Consider the following 14667-nt stretch of genomic DNA (forward strand, 5'->3'; position numbering starts at 1 on the left):
TCAAGTTACTACTAAATTAATAATCTTTTTATTAAGGAATTATATAATGGAAAACAAACCATTCATCCTTACCTGCATCATAAGATGTTCCAAACCAAATACCTTTTGTAAGGTAGTCATTATTGAATGCTTTCACTACTTTAAGAGTATTAGTCGATGGATTCATCCAGCTCGTTGGATTTTGAATAAGTTTATTTGTTCCTAAATGAACTTCATTTTTCTCTTCATCAATAGTAAATAATCCTGTCGTTACTGCGCCATCCTGACTTCTGGTATAATTAAGTTTCCCTCCAAATTGATCAAAACGGATCCATGAATTATCTGCTGCAGCTGCCCAATCGTCATTCCAACCCCAGTTGTATGAACTTGCTGCACCAGTTGTCCAGCCTTTTCCTTTTCCTAACCAGTCAATCGGATTTCCTTTCCCGTCTAAATTCCAAACTCTTCCCGTACCAACGCCTCCAGTAAGCATTTTTAATAATTCGCCAGGAGCAAATTTTGGGTTGAAGCCCTCATCATAAGTTGGTCCTGTTGCAGGCGGTACGTAACTGTCAGCATATGTTTTTGAGACAAAGTTCCAAATATACCACCATTGGCCCTCACTATTTGTTCTCAATATAGCAATTCGTAACTGATTTTCAGTAAGCTTTAAAATCTTAATATTATTGTTCCAATTGCTTGCGTTTGCAATATAATTGTCTGGTCTTAGAATCGTTGCTCCAGTAGTTGTTAAGGTATGTGTATTTATGTCTAAGAAATAAGTGCCGCTTTCTTTAAGTGTTCCATCAGGTTCATGCACTTTCAGGAATGGCCCTCCTTCAAGACTGAAAGTCATAGTTCTTCCCCAGTGCATATCAGCATCTGTACTTGAATTTGCATTACCTTCCGGTTCCCAGTTTGGTGTGAAGTTGTTCCACTCTACTGGTAATTCTGGTTTATTTGGATCTGCATATGACATTGCACCAGGAGCCATACCGTATTTACCATTGTCGGCAATCCATACTTTTTGTTTTCCTACTCCTCCGGATAAAGCTGTCCAAAGAGGATCATTTACATAATTTAAATTATCCTGAGTAACCGTAACAGTGTAAGGATCTAACTCTACAATACCTCCGCCGGTTACTGCCTTGATTTTAATAGTATAGTTTCCTTTAAAAGCATATTTTACCGTTTCAGTAGCTTTATTTGATTTACCTGTACCATAATCCCATGTTAATACGACTCCTGGGGTTTTATTTGTAAGTATCACCGTATTCCCTCCCGGATCTACTGCAAAATCCTGTTTTATTTCAAAATCAATATCCGACTTATCAGTCACTGCATCCAGTGAATAGGTATCTGGTGAACAAGATGACATTAGGAATACCAGTGTCAAAAATGTTGTAATTATTATTTTAATATTTTTCATTTCTTTAGTTTTTAGTTAAAATTACCAGCCGGCATTTTGTTTTAAAACATTCCCAGATAATGTAATCTGTGTATTAGGAATTTGCTGTAATCCTTTTGTTTCCTGAATTTTAGCTGCCGATATTGTTTTTGTATTAGCAACACCACCGCTTAATAAGGTCGTTGTTTCAGCAATAGTCGATGATGCTTTACCAATTCCCTGACGCAATAAATCCCAATATCTGACTCCTTCTAGAGCAAATTCTAAATGTCTTTCATTCATTATATTATCCTGAGTAACCGCAAGAGGAGTAAAATTAGATTTGTATGCCCTTTGTCTCACCTGATCAAAATATGACTGGGCGCTTCCGCTTCCTAATTCAGCTGCCATTAATAAAACATCAGCATATCTCAATACTACGTAATCCTGAAACTGGCTAATATCCCAAAACTGGCTTCCTAAAACGATAGGAAGTTCTTTTCCATCCTTATCAATCATTGGACAATATTTTTTATTGTAATAGCCAGTATATTCTCTTTGACTGTTTATTTTATTAAATGCTATATTTTCTTCATCAATACCAATTATTGTTGCCACACGTCTTGTATCATTAGCATCATAAGCATTCCATAATTTTGAATTTACTGTTACTCCCCATCCATGTGCATATGGATAAGATGAAAATTCTCTCATGCCAAACAATACAAGCCAATGATTTCCATCCGTATTACCGTTGTAATCACTTGTATAAGTATATTTTATAGAAAATATGAATTCTTTATTACTTTCACCTGCATATTTTTCAACCGAAGCAGCAGGCCATAGAGTAGAAAAATCATCTACTAACCCATGTCCGCTCCCTGAAATTACATCTTCTAAATGTGCTAAAGCCTGAGCCTTTGTTACTACACCCACTAAATCTGTTTTTCCATAATATCCTGTATAATATAAATAAACACGGCCTAGTAAAGATTTTGCTGCCCATTTAGTGATTCTTCCATTGGGTACAGAATTGTATGCCGCTGTTGGCAAATTGTTTGCTGCAAATACTAAGTCTTCTGCGATTAATTTATAAACATCTTCAGGTGATGCCTGAGGAACATTTTCTGTGGTAGGAGCTGTCAATAGAGGTATATTTCCCCACAAACGTATCATTTCAAAATAGATATAAGCTCTGATAAATTTGGTTTCAGACTCGTAAGTATTTCTTAAAGCAGTGTCTCCTTTCCAGTCAATCTGATCCATTTTCATCAGGAAAACGTTGCAACGATATAACGCCTTATAATAACTTTTCCAGTTTTCATTAAACAAATCTATATCAGATGGGGAGCGGCTCTTATCAAATTCATCTACCAACGCATAATTGTAACCATCGGAGGCGCCGGTTCCTCCAAAACAATCATCAGACATTACCTCGCTAATTACAGGAATACCGAGTCCTGAAGCTCCTGTAGCTACCTGCAGACCATCATAACAACCTACTAATGCGCTGTAAGCATCCTCTGTTGTTTTATAAAAATTAATATCCGTTTGTTGTGTTAAAGGTTCTGTTTCTAATTCACAGGAACCTAAAGACAATAAACTCAAACAGAAAATATATAAATAGGTATTTTTCATTATCGTATTTATTAAAGTTTAACATTTAATCCCAACATGTATGTCCTAGGTCTTGGATAATATCCAACATCAACGCCTGATGAAAACTTTTGGTCATCATTTGAAGAACCAAATCCAATTTCAGGATCCATACCGTCATATTTCGTAAAAGTGTAAAGGTTTAATACAGAGAAGTAAATCCTGAACTGACTTGCAAAAAATGATTTGGAATGATTCATTTTCGCTAAATCAAACCCTAATGTAACGGTATTGATTCTTAAGAAATCACCGTCCTGAACGTATAAGTCTGAAAATTGTGTAAAGTTTCTATTGTCTTCTGTTACCCTTGGTATTGTATTCGAAGACCCTTCACCATGCCAGCGGCTTAATATTCTGGAAGTATAATTTCCATAAGCTCCGGATTGGTTTCTGTAAGATTGTACTATCTGATTTCCTGCCACACCATTTGCCATCAATGAAAAGTCAAAAGCTTTATAATTTGCTGATAAAGAGAACCCAAATGTAAAGTCAGGATTAGGATTTCCGATACTTGTTTTATCTGAAGCGTCTATTTTATCATCGCCGTTTGTATTTACATAGATGATATCTCCGGGAGCGGCAGCAGGCTGTAACACTACGCCATTTGCCGATTTATAATTATTAATTTGTTCCTGATTCTGAAAAACGCCTCCGGTTTTATATCCCCAGAAATAACCCAATGGGAATCCGTTTTGTGCTCTGTAAAATTCACCTGAATTGTCATAAAGTTCATTATTCAATCCGTGGATAATACCATCAACATTGGGTATCTGACCAACCGTATTTTTATTGTAAGCACCGTTTGCACTAACACTATAATTAAAATCGCCAATTTTGTTTTGATAATTAAGGCTTAACTCAACCCCTTTGTTAACCACATCTCCGCCATTTATAAAAGGTGGATTAGCCCCGGCAGTTGCCAAAACTGGTGCCAGAATCAGCCAGTCTTTATTTGTTTTTTGATAAATATCAAAAGTAACACCTAAAGCATTGTTTAAAAATCGGGCATCCAAACCAAGATTTATTTGTTCAGAAGTCTCCCAATGCAAATCAGGATTTGAATATCTTTCCGGATAAGCCCCAGGCGTAAGAGTTCCTTCTTTATCTCCGAAAATATAGTTTGTATTGTTAGATTTCATTACAGCTAAATATTGGAAGTTCCCAACAGCCTGATTTCCAACCTGACCCCAGCTTGCTCTTAATTTTAGAAAATTAATAGCTTGTGAATCTTTCAAAAAAGCTTCATTAGACATTACCCAACCAGCAGATACTGATGGAAAATAACTCCACTGGTTTCCGGGAGAAAATTTTGAAGATCCATCGGCTCTTAACGTTGCGTTCAACAAATAGGTTTCTTTAAAATTATAATTCAGTCTCCCAAAATAAGACATTAATAAATTTTCTTCTTTTTTACCCTTAATGGTTATTTTAGCTCCTTCTTTATTAGTAGTATTATCAATCCAGGCATGCTCTAGATCGTTAAAAACAGAATCTGCATTATTTGCTTCTACAGAAGTTCCTGCATAGTTAATATATGAGGTTCCCGCTATGGCTTCAAAATGATGATTTCCGGCTAAATCGAATTTATATCCGAGTAAATTATCCCAGGTAATGCTTCTGTTTTTGCTCATGTTTTGATTCACTTTATCAAAAGCAGTGTTTGCATAAATAGATAATCTATAAACAGGAGTATAAGAATGTCCTTCAGACACATAATAATCAAGACCTAAAGTCGTCTTAAATGTTAAATTTTTTATGGGTTCAACCTGTAGATAAACATTACCGAGTAATTTTTGATTATTACTTTCATTTTGATTCGTATAATCCATTAATGCATAAGGATTTGCAATACCGGCAAGCCATGGTTGGCTGTCTTTTGTAGTATCATAATAATTACCTGCAGCGTCATACATTGGTAATAATGGATTTACCTGAAAAGCACTTCTTAAGGAATTATTATACTGATTTCCCACACCAACACCATTTTTGTCAACGTAAGCAAAACTTAGATTCTGCCCCAGAGTAAGTACATCTTTATAGAGTTTATGTTCTGAATTGAATCTGAAATTGTAACGTTCATAGTTCGATAAATCCTTTCCTCCAACAATTCCTTCCTGACCTAAGTAAGACAATGAGGTAGAATAAACTGAAGTCTCAGAACCTCCTGAAGCACCGAATGAAAAGTTTTTAGTAGCTGCATTATCCGTCAGCATTTTATCCATCCAGTTCGTACCTTTTCCTAATGCATTTATTTCATCATTAGTAAAGTACGGATTTTTACCAGAGTTTACTGCTGCTTCATTTATAATAACCGCATATTCTCTCGCATCTAACAAGTCCACTTTTCTGGCTACTGACTGAACTCCATAATACTGATCAAAAGTAATTTTCCCCGGAGAACCTCTCTTTCCTTTTTTAGTTGTTACCAAAACAACTCCGTTTGCGGCTTGCGAACCATAAATGGCTGATGAAGCAGCATCTTTAAGAACAGAAATAGATTCAATATCAGAATTACTTAAATATGTGATATCTCCCGTAAGAATACCATCAACTACGTAAAGCGGGTTGCTTCCTCCAGTAGTACCTAAACCTCTTATAACTACATTCAATTTTTCCCCAGGCTGCCCTGAAGTAGAAGTAATCTGAAGTCCGGCTGCCTGTCCCTGAAGTCCCTGAAGTGCATTGATTGTATTGGTTTTAGCCAGATTTTCACCATTTACCTGCGTAATAGCACTTGTTACTGTTGTTCTTTTTTGTGTCCCGTATCCAATAACGACTACCTCCTTAAGTTCAGCCGATTCTGTTTGCAGGGTTACATTAATTGTCTTTTGTACTCCGACAGTTAAGCGCTGAGTCTTGAACCCCATAAAGCTGATGGCTATTACATCACCCGTTTTTGCCTCAATCCTGAAATTCCCGTCAAAATCTGTTGAAGTTGCTCTTTTGGTTCCTTCAATTGCTACCGTTGCTCCGGGAATTCCCATTCCATCATCTGCCGATTTTACATTTCCGCTTACAAATTGGGATTGCTCTTGTGCAAATCCCGACTGCATCGTAAACACGCTAAACAACAGCATCAGATAAAACTGGAGCATTGTTGGTTTAATACAATAATTGCTTTTCATAATCATTAATAATTGGTTAAAGTTTGTTGTTAGTTGTTTTTAATCTAATTACCACGCATTAAATATTTGTCACATTTTTTTGTCAGCTGCTAACATTCTCCGTTTACTAAATTTCTATCTGTATTGAGGTTGAATTTTTTATGAAATAGACTTTGGTGAACTTTTTAATGAAATACACATGAATCATTCGAGAACTTCCTCAGTAAGTTTTTCTGATACGTCATTAACTTATGGTCAAAATACACTTATCTTATGGTTAATTTGACTACAAGTGTAGGGAATTTTTATATATTAACAAAAAATTACCCTTATTTTTTTGTATTTAGAATAATAATAAACACATTTTTACATATAAAATATTTAAAACCACAAAATCCTATTGACTATTATTTATAAATATTAATTTAATTGTTCAAAAAAGTAATTATTTTAATTATTTATCAGGATTATCATGCATTATTCTTAAAATCCACATACTAACACCACGATATTGAAAAATATGTAACTCTTTAAGTAGAAAGTGTTGTTTTTATTTATTTAATTTGTCAAAATTTTAACAGATGACCGACAATTTGAATAATGGCATTTTCGTAAAAAATGATCCTTCAGTGATGAATGCCATTACGATTGATTGCGTCATATTTGGTTTTGATCAGGGAAGTCTGGAAGTTCTTTTAATTCAGCACGGAGAAGGTATTAGTAAAGGAAAATGGGGACTACCCGGAGGATGGATTAATAAAAAAGAGAGTATAGATGATGCTGCACACCGGCTATTGAATGAACTTACGGCGTTAGACCACATCTATCTTGAACAGTTGAAAGCATTTGGAAATCCGGATCGATTTCCTCTCAGACGTGTTATTACAATTGGGTATTATGCCTTAATCAAAAGAGAGAATTATAATATTCAGCCCGGTTTTACGGCATCGGATGCAAAGTGGTATAAGATTAACCAGATTCCGGATCTGATTTATGATCATAGTGAAATACTGACTTATAGTCTAAAACAGCTGCGCGAAAGGGTTCGTCAGGCACCAATTGGATTTAATCTTTTACCGGAAAAATTTACATTGTTGCAATTGATGCATTTGTATGAAGAAATATTGGGAATAGAAATGGACAAATCTAATTTCAGGCGGAAAATCCTTCACATGAAATTGCTTGTAGCCCTTGACGAAAAACAGCAGGATGTTTCACACAGAGCAGCTAAGCTCTACAAATTTGATTCGGAAATTTATACAAAACTTACCGAAAAAGGATTTAATTTTGAATTTTAAAACAGCCTTATAAAAGCAACAAATGGCATTTTTACACTCAAAGAAAGCTTCTAAAACTTATGTAGGAGGACCTTCTGATATTCAAAATCCCGTAATCGACGGAGTAACGATTGACTGCGTGATATTTGGATTCAACAAGGGGAACCTCGAAGTACTTTTGGCACATCATGCTGAAGGAGAAAGCATGGGAAAATGGGGGCTTCTTGGAGGCTGGCTCAAAAAAGAAGAGAGCTCTGACGATGCAGCACAAAGAATTTTGTATGAATTAACTAGCCTGGACAATATCTATCTGGAACAGTTAAAAGCATTTACAGATCCAAACCGCGTCCCCGGAAGAAGGGTTGTAACTATTGGGTATTATACATTGGTGAATCGTGAAGATTATAATGTAAAAGCCGGACTTACCCTGATGGAAGCTACCTGGTACAAGATTAATGAACTGCCTGACCTGATTTTTGACCATAAGGAAATCATGCAATTCAGCTTAATGCAACTTCGTAACAGAGTGCGTCAGGCTCCAATCGGGTTCAATCTTTTGCCTGAGAAATTTACTTTACTGCAACTCATGCACCTCTATGAAGAAATATTGGGAATCGAACTGGACAAATCTAATTTCCGAAGAAAAATTCTGCATATGAAATTGCTCGTCGCCTTAGATGAAAAACAGCAGGACGTGTCTCACAGAGCCGCAAAACTGTACAAATTTGATCCGGAAATCTACAAAAAACTGACCGAAAAAGGATTCAATTTCGAGTTTTGAGACTGAAATTGGTTTTCAAAGACTAACTATCCGGCAACTACATTCCAGAATCCAAAACTTTGCGCTATATTTGCGCCTTAATAACACGCTCTAAAGTATTTACAGCAGGGCAGATTCATACCCAAAAATTACTAAAAACTCGTTTAGAGAACTGAATACGAAATGAAGAAGATACGTAACTTTTGCATTATTGCACATATTGACCACGGTAAAAGTACACTGGCAGACCGATTACTTGGCGCTACACAAACCGTTACAGCCCGTGAAGAAAAAGCACAATTGCTTGACAACATGGATTTGGAGCGTGAACGTGGCATCACCATAAAAAGTCATGCCATTCAAATGGAATATAAATACAAGGGAGAAGAATATATCTTAAACTTAATTGATACTCCTGGTCACGTTGACTTTTCATACGAAGTTTCACGATCTATTGCGGCCTGCGAAGGGGCACTTTTGATTGTGGATGCTGCACAAAGTATTCAGGCACAAACGATTTCAAACTTATATTTAGCTTTAGAAAATGACCTGGAAATCATTCCGGTTTTGAATAAAGTTGACTTACCAAGTGCTAATCCTGAAGAAGTTAGTGACGATATTATCGATTTACTTGGTTGTAAATTAGAAGATATTATTCACGCTTCCGGAAAAACAGGTTTTGGTGTTGAAAATATCCTCGCTGCGATTATTGAAAAAATCCCGGCGCCAAAAGGAAATCCGGAAGAACCATTACAAGCTTTAATTTTTGACTCGGTCTACAATCCATTCCGTGGAATTGAAGTTATTTTTAGAGTTGTAAATGGCGAAATCAAAAAAGGGCAAAAAATTAAATTCATGGCTACGGACAATGAATATTTTGCTGACGAAATTGGAACTTTAAAATTAAATCAGGTTCCAAAAAATGTAGTTTCTGCTGGAGATGTTGGATATTTGATTTCAGGAATTAAAGAGGCTCGCGAAGTAAAAGTAGGTGATACGATTACAGATGCAAAAGTGCCGACTACCAATATGATTACTGGTTTTGAGGACGTAAAACCAATGGTATTTGCGGGAATTTATCCTGTTGATACCGAAGATTATGAAGATTTGCGTTCTTCTATGGAAAAATTACAATTGAACGATGCTTCATTAGTTTTTGCTCCGGAAAGTTCTGCTGCTTTAGGATTTGGTTTCCGATGCGGATTCTTAGGAATGCTTCACATGGAAATTATCCAGGAACGTTTAGAGCGTGAGTTTGATATGACGGTAATTACTACCGTTCCAAACGTTTCGTATCTGGCGTATACCAAGAAACATCCGGAAACGGCATTAGTTGTAAACAATCCTTCTGACTTGCCCGAACCTTCTAAACTGGACAGAGTTGAAGAACCCTATATTAAAGCTACCATCATTACAAAAGCTGATTTCGTTGGAAACGTAATGAGTTTATGTATCGAAAAACGTGGTTTAATTACCAACCAAACCTATTTAACAACAGAACGTGTTGAATTAAACTTCGATATGCCACTTGCTGAAATTGTATTCGATTTCTACGATCGTTTAAAAACCGTTTCAAAAGGGTATGCTTCTTTCGATTATTCACCAATCGGAATGAGAACTTCGAAATTGGTAAAACTGGATGTGCTGCTGAATGCACAAACGGTTGATGCGCTTTCTGCCTTAATTCACGAAGATAACGCATACAATATCGGTAAAAAAATGACCGAGAAATTACGTGAGCTTATCCCAAGACAGCAATTCGACATTCCGATTCAGGCTGCAATTGGAGCTAAGATTATCGCTCGTGAAACGATTAAAGCACTTCGTAAAGACGTTACTGCAAAATGTTACGGTGGTGATATTTCGCGTAAGCGTAAACTTTTGGAGAAACAGAAAAAAGGTAAAAAACGTATGCGTCAGGTAGGAAACGTTGAAATTCCTCAAGAGGCGTTTATGGCTGTATTGAAATTGAATGATTAGATTTTAAGTACTTAGTCCCTAGTCCTTAGTAATGAGATATAACCCAATGACGTAAAAGTTGTTGGGTTTTTTGTTTATTTTTGATAAAAAGGAATTATGGAAATAATCAGCGGAGAGGAGTTTCAAAAAAAAATTTATTCAAACACTACAGAAACAATTTCCAATTATATTGTGGATATTAAAATCCCATTAAACATTGATTTACAAAATGTTAATTTGCTAATTACTTTTTCAAACTTAAAGTTCCAAGGAAAGCAAATACATTTTTATAAAATAAAAAAAGAGTGTTTGCATCGTTTTCAATTTGAGAAATGCACATTTGAATCCGATATATTTATCGAAAGTGATTTTGAAGACATTACATTTATATCAAATACATTTAATTGCAATAAATTTCACATACAAAAATCAACTATCGGAGTTTTAGAGTTTTTTAATGATGAATATAATAATCAAACCGTTACATCAAACATTTTTAAAAAAGGAAATTTAAAAATAGCGGACTGTGATTTCGACACTGTTTTTTGGTTAAAAAATGTTGAATTTATAAAAAATACATCTGTTGATATCAATAATAATAAATTTCTTGAAGGATGCTACTTTGATTCTATTTCATTAGACCAGATAATATTTTACGATTGTAATTTTTCTAAAGAATTTAGATATGATGCTTCTTACAATAGATCACAGTTCAGAGAATGCTCTTTTTCAGGATTAACGACATTCTCAGATTTACAAAATGTAAATTCTTCTTTTTTATGGTTTGAAAATTGTCACTTTTATAAATTTACAAATTTCAACAACTATTGGTTACATAAATTAAGAATTGAAGAAACTACTTTTTCTGATAATGTTTCCTTCCAACAGACATACTTTGATATAGTATGTTTTATAAGAATCATTTTTGAAAAAAAGGTTTGGTTTGATGATATTCAAATTAAAAAAATAGACGATTGTGACAAAATAACAATTAGGACAATCAAACAAGAACTTCAAAAAGCTGAAAACAGGATTGATTTTAATCGCTTTAGAGCATATGAATTAGCTGCACATTACAAAGAATTAGACTGGAAATGGAATTCTGGATTCATAGATAAATCAATTTTATTTGTTACTAAAATTTCTACTGATTTTGGAAATAGCTGGAGACGTGCATTAGTATTCACATTAATTAGTGGCTTTTCAATTTACTTACTACTTTATATTTTTGAGAATCGTGATTACCAAATTGCTATATTGAACTGTGATAATTGGGCAAGATTGTTTTCCGGTTTCTTTAGATTTTTATTGGTTACTGACTTTTATAATCCTTTAGAAGCTGACAGAGTCTATTTAACTAATCCTTTTAGTTGGCTAATATTTATCTTTGGAAAAATTGTAATTGCTTTCGGAATTTATGAAATGATTCAATCATTTAGAAAATTTAAAGCTTAAAATCATTTTTTCATTAACTTTGTTATTATGGAAACTATAAAACTAAACATCAATCTTAGTGTTAACCAATTGGTTGAAGCAGTAAAGCAATTATCTCCCAAAGACAGGTTAAAAATCAATGATGCAATCTGGAGTGACAATGTGGAAATTCCTGTTGAACATCAGGAAATAGTTCTAGACAGAATGGCAAAAGCTAAAGCAAATCCTAAAAGACTTTTAGACTGGGATGAAGTTTCTAAAAATCTATAATTTTTGAGCTACTTTTTAAAAATAGACAATGACGCATTCAATGACATTCTAAATACTTCTGAATGGTATGAGGCGCAATTGAAAGGTTTAGGTTTACGGTATAAAAATCAAGTCAAAAAGCAGATAAATTCGTTAAAGAAAAATCCACATCTGTTTTCTATAAAATATGATGAAATACGATGCCGTAAAATTGAAAAATTCCCTTTTCTAATTCATTATAAAATTGATGAGAATTTAAAATTAATAAGTGTTTTTGCTGTTTTCCATACTTCAAGAAACCCTGAAATCTGGAAAAAACGACAATAAATAATCCAAACCCAATGCCCAAAGTTGTTGGGTTTCTTTTTTCTCTAAAGAAGCCCGCCACAAATTCCCAATCCAATTAATAGATAAACCGCTGCTAAAATAAACAACACTTTTGCTGTTGTTGGATTGTTCTTTTTAACGGCAAATCCAATAATGGCAAGTAAAATTGGAGGGCCAACCATAATAGCCACAAAAATTATCACTATTCCGCCTAAATTGCCTACTTCTAATGCTGTCATAATCTTAAATTTTACTTCTTAATTCTTCTAATCTTTCTATTTTGTCGTCCCTGTAAAACAAATTCATGGTTTCAAACGGGATTATTTTATTGTCTTTGTTGACAATATGTACACATGATTTTTTAATTGCCCTGACATCAAAATTATAGGCATCTATAAACTGCATGATAATAATTCTGAACAAGTTATCGTACCCTAACTCAGGAGCATCAATATTGGGCAGACAGCAAAGAATTGACTTGAGATTTTCCTGAGCGACTTCTACCGAATTTCCTGTACTGAACAATTCAATCATTTTTCCGTGCAGCACTTCGTCCTGTTCGTAAATAATGGTGTTTTTGCTATTGTCCAATAGATCATTCGGATTAATGTATCGGGTTAACGGAAAAACCTCATCACCCAGTTTCAAAGCATAACCCATTACCAAAGCATCGGGATTGCAGGGAACGGGAAGCAAATCATCTGAATTAAAAATGGAGGTTTGTTCCAAAATTTTCCTTCTTACTTCGGTTAGTGTCATCCGATCCTTTTCGGGGTTGAAGTTTTCCAGCCTTCCGGCAATTTGTGTGGGTTGAAATGTAACACCCCGCACACATTTTTGCTTTAGTGCAAATTCTACTATTTTACCTATTTCGTTATCATTCAGTCCTTTTTGAAGCGTAACCACCAGTGTTGTGGACAAATTAAGCTCATTCAGGTTTTCTAACGCCTGTTTCCGTATTTCGCTCAAATCGGCACCACGAAGTTCCTGCAATACACTATCTTCAAAAGAATCAAATTGCAGGTAAATTTCAAAATCCGGCGAATAGCTTTTTAGCCTTTGGGCAAATGCTTTGTCTTTTGCGATTTTGATTCCGTTAGTGTTGAGCATTAAATGCCTGATCGGAAGTGACTTTGCATAATCTAAAATCTCAAAAAACTGAGGATGAATCGTCGGTTCACCTCCGCTGATCTGGACAACATCAGGTTCTTTTTCGTTTAAAACAATTGTGTCCAGCATGATTTTTATTTCTTCGAGCGTTCTGTGCCTTCCATACGAAGGTGATGAACCGGCGTAACAGGTCGGACAAGTCAAATTGCATCGGTCTGTAACCTCCACAACCGTAAGGCAGGAATGCTGTTCGTGATCCGGGCAAAGGCCACAATCATACGGACAGCCGTAATGTGTTTTGGTATTAAAGGTATAAGGTGTTTCAGAAGGTTTGTTGTAGTTTCGGATGTTTTTATAGTACGGAATATCATCTGCAATCAGCACCTTTGAATTTCCGTGTTCCGGGCATCTTTTGAGCATGTACACATTCTCGTCTTCAAAAACAATTTTAGCATCAATCCGCTTTAAGCATTCCGGACAAAGGCTTAAGGTAAAATCATAATAAGTGTATTTTCTAACTGGCATTTTTTACGAATAAATTTAAAATTGTTTTGTGATAATAAAGCAGACAAATTAAGCATAAAATCTGAATCGAACTCAGCCCTGCAACAAAGAAATGATTGGGTTTTATAAATTCTATACAGAATCGGAATGTAAAATAAGCAATCATAAAATACTGAAATAACAGACCATTTTTAAGGTTTTTGCTTTGTATCTTTTTCAGAAAAATAAATAATACGACCAAAAAAAGCAACTCATACAAGGCAATCGGATGGCGTTTTATATTATCGCCCAGATTCATTCCCAGAAAAAAAGTGGTTGCTTTTCCATACGTAAATTCATTTGTTCCGGATAAAAAGCAGCCGATTCTCCCGATAAAAATTCCCAGAATAATCGGAAACGTAAACAAATCGCCCGAGGATTCTTTTTCACCAATGATTTTTTTGGCAATCTCAACTCCTAAAAGCCCGCCAAACAATCCGCCCATAATGGTTTTGGTATTGAAAAGCCCTAAAAAGGATTTAATATCAGAAATAACAACTGGGTGCTCTAAGAAACCGACAATCCTTGAACCCAAAAAAGCGCCGAGTGCAGCGCCTAAAATAATAGATAACCGATTGATTGTTATGATGCTGTCTGTAGTTCTTTTTCGTAAAAAAGCATAATACCGATAGCCTATAAAAAAGGCCAGGTATTCTAGAACTAAATGGATATTAATTTCATAACCAAACAGGACTGGTTCAAACGGAAGCTTCATTAATTGCGATTCAGATTGTGATTTAACATTACAATTCTGTAAAGATGCAAAAATTTATTGTTCATAGATTATTTTTTAAATAATGTTGTGGATTTGGATTGTTTAGATGCACTACTGTGCATCTCTACTGTGCATCTCTACGTTAAACAGAAATATGAATTTAGAAA

The 14667-nt window shown here is 34.9% G+C and carries 12 protein-coding genes; 6 read left to right on the forward strand and 6 right to left on the reverse strand.

The window, feature by feature from the left end; genetic code table 11:
- Positions 1 to 31 precede the first annotated feature (31 nt).
- The 3 genes from OZP09_RS11445 to OZP09_RS11455 are packed head-to-tail and all read right to left on the reverse strand — an operon-like array spanning position 32 to position 6147.
- Positions 32 to 1408 (reverse strand): hypothetical protein, encoded by a 1377-nt coding sequence (locus tag OZP09_RS11445; protein ID WP_269233807.1) that lies wholly within the window; start codon positions 1406 to 1408, stop codon positions 32 to 34.
- A gap of 21 nt (positions 1409 to 1429) precedes the next feature.
- Positions 1430 to 3004 (reverse strand): RagB/SusD family nutrient uptake outer membrane protein, encoded by a 1575-nt coding sequence (locus OZP09_RS11450; RefSeq protein ID WP_269233808.1) that lies wholly within the window; start codon positions 3002 to 3004, stop codon positions 1430 to 1432.
- 11 nt (positions 3005 to 3015) lie between these two features.
- The gene (locus OZP09_RS11455; RefSeq protein WP_281309413.1) at positions 3016 to 6147 is read right to left on the reverse strand and encodes a SusC/RagA family TonB-linked outer membrane protein; all 3132 of its coding nucleotides are present in this window, start codon (positions 6145 to 6147) and stop codon (positions 3016 to 3018) included.
- A 560-nt stretch (positions 6148 to 6707) separates the two neighbouring features.
- Here OZP09_RS11455 and OZP09_RS11460 point away from each other — a divergent pair.
- The 6 genes from OZP09_RS11460 to OZP09_RS11485 all read left to right on the forward strand — a co-directional run bounded on the left by OZP09_RS11460 (position 6708) and on the right by OZP09_RS11485 (position 12132).
- Complete coding sequence (locus OZP09_RS11460) at positions 6708 to 7424, forward strand: NUDIX hydrolase (RefSeq protein WP_269233809.1); 717 nt, start codon at positions 6708 to 6710, stop codon at positions 7422 to 7424.
- A gap of 22 nt (positions 7425 to 7446) precedes the next feature.
- Positions 7447 to 8184, forward strand: coding sequence for an NUDIX hydrolase (locus tag OZP09_RS11465; RefSeq protein WP_269233810.1), 738 nt, complete (start codon positions 7447 to 7449; stop codon positions 8182 to 8184).
- Positions 8185 to 8346: 162 nt separating this feature from the next.
- Positions 8347 to 10143 (forward strand): translation elongation factor 4, encoded by a 1797-nt coding sequence (lepA, locus tag OZP09_RS11470; protein WP_278011459.1) that lies wholly within the window; start codon positions 8347 to 8349, stop codon positions 10141 to 10143.
- Between the two features lie 171 nt (positions 10144 to 10314).
- Positions 10315 to 11577 (forward strand): hypothetical protein, encoded by a 1263-nt coding sequence (locus OZP09_RS11475; protein ID WP_269233813.1) that lies wholly within the window; start codon positions 10315 to 10317, stop codon positions 11575 to 11577.
- Between the two features lie 27 nt (positions 11578 to 11604).
- Complete coding sequence (locus OZP09_RS11480) at positions 11605 to 11826, forward strand: addiction module protein (RefSeq protein WP_269233814.1); 222 nt, start codon at positions 11605 to 11607, stop codon at positions 11824 to 11826.
- A gap of 3 nt (positions 11827 to 11829) precedes the next feature.
- Positions 11830 to 12132, forward strand: coding sequence for a type II toxin-antitoxin system RelE/ParE family toxin (locus tag OZP09_RS11485; RefSeq protein ID WP_269233815.1), 303 nt, complete (start codon positions 11830 to 11832; stop codon positions 12130 to 12132).
- Positions 12133 to 12176: 44 nt separating this feature from the next.
- On the opposite strand, the gene OZP09_RS11490 is transcribed toward OZP09_RS11485, so the two are convergent.
- From OZP09_RS11490 to OZP09_RS11500, 3 genes are read right to left on the reverse strand one after another with little or no spacing between them, the layout of a single operon-like run.
- A complete protein-coding gene (locus tag OZP09_RS11490; protein WP_269233816.1) occupies positions 12177 to 12371 on the reverse strand; it encodes a hypothetical protein in 195 nt (64 codons plus the stop codon).
- Positions 12372 to 12375: 4 nt separating this feature from the next.
- The gene (locus OZP09_RS11495; RefSeq protein WP_281309414.1) at positions 12376 to 13767 is read right to left on the reverse strand and encodes a radical SAM protein; all 1392 of its coding nucleotides are present in this window, start codon (positions 13765 to 13767) and stop codon (positions 12376 to 12378) included.
- The gene (locus tag OZP09_RS11500) at positions 13757 to 14500 is read right to left on the reverse strand and encodes a prolipoprotein diacylglyceryl transferase (protein WP_281309415.1); all 744 of its coding nucleotides are present in this window, start codon (positions 14498 to 14500) and stop codon (positions 13757 to 13759) included. Before OZP09_RS11500 ends, OZP09_RS11495 begins: the two co-directional genes overlap by 11 nt.
- Positions 14501 to 14667: the final 167 nt, after the last annotated feature.

This window comes from Flavobacterium flavigenum (assembly GCF_027111255.2).
Lineage (GTDB): Bacteria > Bacteroidota > Bacteroidia > Flavobacteriales > Flavobacteriaceae > Flavobacterium > Flavobacterium flavigenum.

Coding starts and splice junctions, on each gene's coding strand:
- OZP09_RS11445 (WP_269233807.1), bottom strand. CDS start 1,408: ATGAAAAATATTAAAATAATAATTACAACATTTTTGACACTGGTATTC.
- OZP09_RS11450 (WP_269233808.1), bottom strand. CDS start 3,004: ATGAAAAATACCTATTTATATATTTTCTGTTTGAGTTTATTGTCTTTA.
- OZP09_RS11455 (WP_281309413.1), bottom strand. CDS start 6,147: ATGAAAAGCAATTATTGTATTAAACCAACAATGCTCCAGTTTTATCTG.
- OZP09_RS11460 (WP_269233809.1), top strand. CDS start 6,708: ATGACCGACAATTTGAATAATGGCATTTTCGTAAAAAATGATCCTTCA.
- OZP09_RS11465 (WP_269233810.1), top strand. CDS start 7,447: ATGGCATTTTTACACTCAAAGAAAGCTTCTAAAACTTATGTAGGAGGA.
- lepA (WP_278011459.1), top strand. CDS start 8,347: ATGAAGAAGATACGTAACTTTTGCATTATTGCACATATTGACCACGGT.
- OZP09_RS11480 (WP_269233814.1), top strand. CDS start 11,605: ATGGAAACTATAAAACTAAACATCAATCTTAGTGTTAACCAATTGGTT.
- OZP09_RS11490 (WP_269233816.1), bottom strand. CDS start 12,371: ATGACAGCATTAGAAGTAGGCAATTTAGGCGGAATAGTGATAATTTTT.
- OZP09_RS11495 (WP_281309414.1), bottom strand. CDS start 13,767: ATGCCAGTTAGAAAATACACTTATTATGATTTTACCTTAAGCCTTTGT.
- OZP09_RS11500 (WP_281309415.1), bottom strand. CDS start 14,500: ATGAAGCTTCCGTTTGAACCAGTCCTGTTTGGTTATGAAATTAATATC.